Origin of the sequence: Microcoleus sp. Pol12A5, from assembly GCF_036701435.1 — a bacterium.
Taxonomy (GTDB): domain Bacteria; phylum Cyanobacteriota; class Cyanobacteriia; order Cyanobacteriales; family Microcoleaceae; genus Microcoleus.
In genome coordinates this window covers 1-5,062 of the sequence record NZ_JAUBQU010000216.1, presented here as the reverse complement: position 1 = coordinate 5,062, position 5,062 = coordinate 1, and the positions used below count along the sequence as shown (strand labels likewise).

The 5,062-nt window shown below is 45.3% G+C and carries 6 protein-coding genes; all 6 read right to left on the bottom strand.

Going from position 1 to position 5,062, the window contains the following annotated elements; genetic code table 11:
• Positions 1-252: 252 nt before the first annotated feature.
• Entirely contained in the window at positions 253-525 is a 273-nt protein-coding gene (cas2, locus tag QUA45_RS27855; protein WP_333100192.1) for a CRISPR-associated endonuclease Cas2, read from the bottom strand.
• Positions 526-615: 90 nt separating this feature from the next.
• Entirely contained in the window at positions 616-1,614 is a 999-nt protein-coding gene (gene cas1d, locus QUA45_RS27850; protein ID WP_333223105.1) for a type I-D CRISPR-associated endonuclease Cas1d, read from the bottom strand.
• 22 nt (positions 1,615-1,636) lie between these two features.
• Complete coding sequence (gene cas4, locus QUA45_RS27845) at positions 1,637-2,230, bottom strand: CRISPR-associated protein Cas4 (RefSeq protein ID WP_333223103.1); 594 nt, start codon at positions 2,228-2,230, stop codon at positions 1,637-1,639.
• A gap of 351 nt (positions 2,231-2,581) precedes the next feature.
• Positions 2,582-3,418 (bottom strand): CRISPR-associated endoribonuclease Cas6, encoded by an 837-nt coding sequence (cas6, locus tag QUA45_RS27840; protein WP_333223101.1) that lies wholly within the window; start codon positions 3,416-3,418, stop codon positions 2,582-2,584.
• A 127-nt stretch (positions 3,419-3,545) separates the two neighbouring features.
• A complete protein-coding gene (gene cas5d, locus QUA45_RS27835) occupies positions 3,546-4,253 on the bottom strand; it encodes a type I-D CRISPR-associated protein Cas5/Csc1 (RefSeq protein ID WP_333223099.1) in 708 nt (235 codons plus the stop codon).
• A 5-nt stretch (positions 4,254-4,258) separates the two neighbouring features.
• Positions 4,259-5,062, bottom strand: an 804-nt coding sequence (cas7d, locus tag QUA45_RS27830) for a type I-D CRISPR-associated protein Cas7/Csc2 (protein WP_333223097.1), incomplete at its 5' end; no start/stop codon positions are given.

Sequence of the window (5,062 nt, the reverse complement as noted above, 5' to 3'; positions counted from 1 at the left end):
GCCGGGGTCTGGGAGGCTTGAAATATAAAATTTTCAAGGTTCAGTTGCGTCTGACTGCAATCAATATACCGTTTCAGCGATCGCCCCGTCAAGGGGGCAAAATTCCAATAGACCTCAAACTCTCTCCCACTAAAGCTTTCAGCATTTGCGTCTGACCCGCATGAGGTACAAACCACCGCAAACCCAGTCCTGGTAAAGCTCTGAGCCATTAAAATTCCCCCCTCCGTTCTACACCTACAGCCAGACGCAAAATCAGACCATAAAGATTGTAGTATCGATCGGTGTCCGGCCGCCAATCCGCTCGATCTTGCCCTGACAGCAAGCACACAAATAGTGAAACAGGATGCTGTCTTCTTCCGACTTAATCACCCTATTCAGACGTTGGCGCATCCGGGCGTACTCGGTATCCGTCACGTCGCAATGAAACACCGAATACTGCTTCCATTCCCCATAAGACTTGAGAATATTGTGAATCTTAGTGCGGCGCTTGTCCTCTGATATATCGTAGCAAACCAAAACAAACATAACTTTATTGCCCTCCCTATTTAAGAACCAAAGGCGGATACTTATCAACTTCACCCATCAAATACTTAGCCATCAACTTTAAAGAAAGTCTCAGTCCCTACGAATGCCCTTATCAACTTCACCCATCAAATACTTAGCCATCAACCGCCCTTGAATTTCAAAAGCTTCTTGATAACTACACAACTTTTCCATCACTGGATGCTTGAACTTTGACTGTTTCTTTTGTTCGTAAAGTCGCAAAAAATTGTGCAGCGCTTCTTTTGTCAAAGAAACCGCGCCACTCAACGGTTCTGCCGTAAAATCGCTAGGGGAAACTTTCTGCAAATTGATCGCTGTCAACACTACAGCATCAACTACCAAAGGTCGAAATTCTTCCATCAAATCCAGCGCTAAGGAAGGACGCCCATAGCGCTCAAAATGCAAATATCCCAAATACGGATCGAATCCCACAATATTCACCGCACTTTGAACATCGTGCCGCAGCAGAGAATATCCCAAACTTAACAGAGAGTTAACCGGATCTGTAGGCGGACGGCGGCGGCGAACTTCAAAGCTAAATTCCGGCACGCGAATCAGCCGATTGAAGCAGCCAAAATAAGTCGCACTACCCGCCCCCTCTAATCCTCGCAGAGAATTAATATTGGAAGTTTTATCAATAGAGGCGATGACTTGTTTCAATTGGGCGATGGGCTTTTCCAAATCCTGGGGAGAATATTTGCGTTGACATTCTAACAAAGTATTGCGGTAATTTTTGAGCTTTCCCCGTACAAACCCTCTAACTAAATGCACCGCTTGTTCCGATTCCCCAGCCGCTTGCCACTGAGCTTTTCGCACAAAGATATTTTTCGTCATCTCCGGTTCCAACCTCCCCAAATAACGTCCGTTTACTGTCAAAAAACTTAAAGGAATGTGACGTTCCAAAAGTTCCACAACCACAGCCGGCGAAACTGTAGCCCGTCCCAATGCAACAACGCCGTCAATCTTAATTAATGGCACGTCCAACAGATTTTTTTTGTCAGCTTTAACGGTAAGACGTTCGTCTACTTTGCCAATAAAAGCATCTTCTTGAGTAATGTAAACTGTTCCCATTGTGAAATCTCCTATTTGCAGATTAACTTGCTTCTTGATAGCGGTTGACTTTGGCGGCAGCTTGGGGCAGACATTGGGGAAAAAGACTGCATCCCTTACACCGAGAGGTGTAAACTGGTAAAGGGATATTTCCCGATCGCCAAAGAGCACCGACTTTTTCAATAGTTGCGATCGCATCCTGTCTCAAACCCTCAGAAATCTCGACTAATTGCCGCTGATGCGACTGCGCGTAATACACATATCCAGTCGCAATAGTTTTCCCCGTCATCTCCTCCAAACAAAGCGCTTGGGCGCAAACTTGCAACTCGTCGTTATCCCATTCCCCCTTCCGTCCCCGCTTGTATTCCACCGGATAAATCTCACCCTCAGCCGACTCAATCAAATCCGATTTACCAATCAGCTTGTAGCGCTCGGATTTCAGCCAAATCGCCCGAACCTGCCAAGTTTCATCGCGGTTAATTTCGCCCATCGTGTGAACGCGATCGTGCAAACTCGTGCCTTCAATGGTATACTGATTATCGGTGAATTCTCCAGCGCAAGACATTCGCCAACAGCGGTGAGCGCAATAGGAGTATTGGTTGAGAGTTGCGATCGAAATGTAATCTAAATCGTTCATGTTTTTGATGGTTTGTAGGAGATTGGTAATTGGAATTAATTAGTGATGCCCCAGTCCGCCAGGGGTTGAAACCCCTGTCTCATAGCTAAAGTCGGTTGAAACCGACTGAAGAAGTAATTTAATCATTGACGGGAGCGTCTAAGCCCCAACATGAACTTACCGGTTGAAACCGACTGAAGAAGTAATTTAATCATTGATGAGATTTTGCTCTTATCGGTAACAGTAAGCGCAAAGGTTGAAAGCGACTGAAGAAGTAATTTAATCATTCATACTTGCAGTCCTCTTTAGAGGACTTTAGCTTTGAGGCAGGGGTTTCAACCCTTGCCGGACTATGGGTTTTACGTTCAGTTATCAAGAACTCTTATTAACAACTATTCTTCGAGTCATTCCCATCCCCATCGGAGTTTTCCTCCCCACCCCGCAGTAAACAGCAAAATCAGCCAAAGCATTAATTTGCTTAATCACTAAAGGCTCGACATCTCCCAAAATCCGATAACTAACCTCCCCAACCATGCCGACAAAATCGCTTTGATAGTTAGTCAATCTTTCACTTTTGATATTGACAAATGTCGAAAAAAGTGCATCCAACGGAAGATCGGGAATTGCGATCGGGCTGTACTTATTCCACCGAGTGAGGAGACTGTTAAAAACGCAGTCTCTAGTAGGAATCACCGAATCAAATTTTCCCTGTCGAAAGGTAGTAGGAGTTGCAAAACTGAAGGCAATTAAGCGATTAGTTTCGGAAGCGCGATCGTACAATTGAGAGTAATCGCAAGCATTAGCCCAAGGCTGATCTACTTGGGGCGTTCCGAGAATCTTAGCAATCATCAAATCGGCGGGCCCGAGATGCCACGGCTTCGACGGATTGAGATTCAGCCAAAGATTAGTTAATTGACCGAATAAAGTGTCATCAAGCAGAGTAATCCGCCACCAACAGAGGGTGTGTTCTGGAATCGGTTCTGTGTGTTCCCATTGCAGGAAATGGTGTTTTTTGAAAGGGCATTTTTTAGTTTGCAAAGGGCTGAGGGTGAAGGATTTTTGGGCCGTGGCATCGTGGAGGCGATCGCCGAGTTTTTTGTCAACGGAGCTCACGAGGGTGAGAAAGAGGGCGTGCAGGTGTCTTCCGGTGAGGTATCCGGGGGGAATTGGGGCCAGGGGAAGGATGTTGAGGACTAGGCTGTGCGGCATATTTGGTTAATGGTTAAAAGAGGTTTGAATTAGCCGAGAGGTTTTCCCTGGTTTCTCGTTTTCTCATTTCTCATTTCTCGTTCCCAGGTTCTACCTGGGAACACATTTATAGAGGCTCTGCCTCCTATTAATCGGCCCGAAAGCGGTATTCCATACACGCCGGAATTTTGAGTTTGTCAAACTCGTAATATCGCCCTAGCATTTTGACATTTTGGATGAGGCTAACCGGAGGCATATTAACCACATCGTAGCTAATCACTTGATGGGAAAACATCACATCTAAAGGGTTGAGAAGATAGGGAAAGATGAAGTCGGTTTCTGAGGGCGATCGGTTGACTTCCTTCTGTTCTACAATTTCCACGGCTGCTTTGCTCATCCACTTTCCCAACCGTATCCACTTTGCCAGTTTGAGAGACTTCTCTGAGATTATGAAAAACTCAAATTTGCTTTCCGGCGCGATTTCTTTTGTTCGTCCAAAACCAGGGATATTTTTCTGGGTTTTCTCCATCTCAACGTGATAGTTGTTGTTGGCGTATTTCCAAGTATTGAGAGTAGAGGAGTGAGAAATAGAACGCCCCGGAGTAACATAAATCCCCTGTTGGTTGAGCGCCGTTAAATGCGGCTCGTATTTAGGAACTTGTTCGGGACAGAAATAGCGATAGGAATGTTCTTCAGAAACGGTGGTAGAATAGATTTCGCTATCCACCAAACCGAGGGCGTAACAAAGCGCGTAATTGTGAATTACCGGCTCTGTTTCGTAAAGTCTCCCTATCTCGCGAGTTGCAAAATAAAGGCTATCGTGCAACTCGATTTGACAGCGGTAAATAAAAGCCACTATTTTTACTCCGTAGGTGCAACTGCTTTCTTACCTTTCTTGCCTTTTTCAGAACTCTTTAAGATATGTTTCTGAGCATAAGCTGTTGATTCGGTATTGGCTTGAGTCAGCATTGCTTGCAGTTTAGTTTCATCGCTGGAAATCGATTTAACCTCTGCCAAAAGGCTATTAAAAGATTCGCCGAGAAAATCGCGGTGCGAGATGCACTCTCCATCCATCAGTTCAGAAATTGCTCGATTCGCATGAGTCAAAACATCATCTTCATTGAGAGGATCTGGGGGATTAATTTTGCCCGCAGCACTCATCAAATCGTAGATTTTTTGCGTCCACCGCAGATTGCTAACAATCTCGCCATCAGCAAAAATCACTCCGATCAATTCATTGCGAACTCGACCCGTGCGAGTAGTTTGCGCTCCGTAGTGCCGCGTTCGGAGAATGTTGTTGAAAACGTAGATAAAACCTGTTTCTGTCGGGTCTTTCAACGTTACAATGCTGGGAAAAAAGACTTGAGGCAAAATGTGGTCTTGACTGTTAATGCGGCTGGTAACTTCCCCCTGACGGCTCATTGTTCCACTTTCAAATGGTGCATTGAGGGTGAAATTGAGGTGAGAATCGTCGAAGGGTGTGATGGAATAAGCAGTGTCTACAACAACCTTGGATTTCTCAGAACCCGAATCGCCGATCGCAAAACCGTACAAAATACAATCAGGAGTAGTTTTGCTAAAATCGACGTTGTAGTCGCACTTTTCCCAGTCGCCAATTTTGTAATTTCGCAGCAACTCCCGTCCTGTTAAACGTTCTGGTGTAGA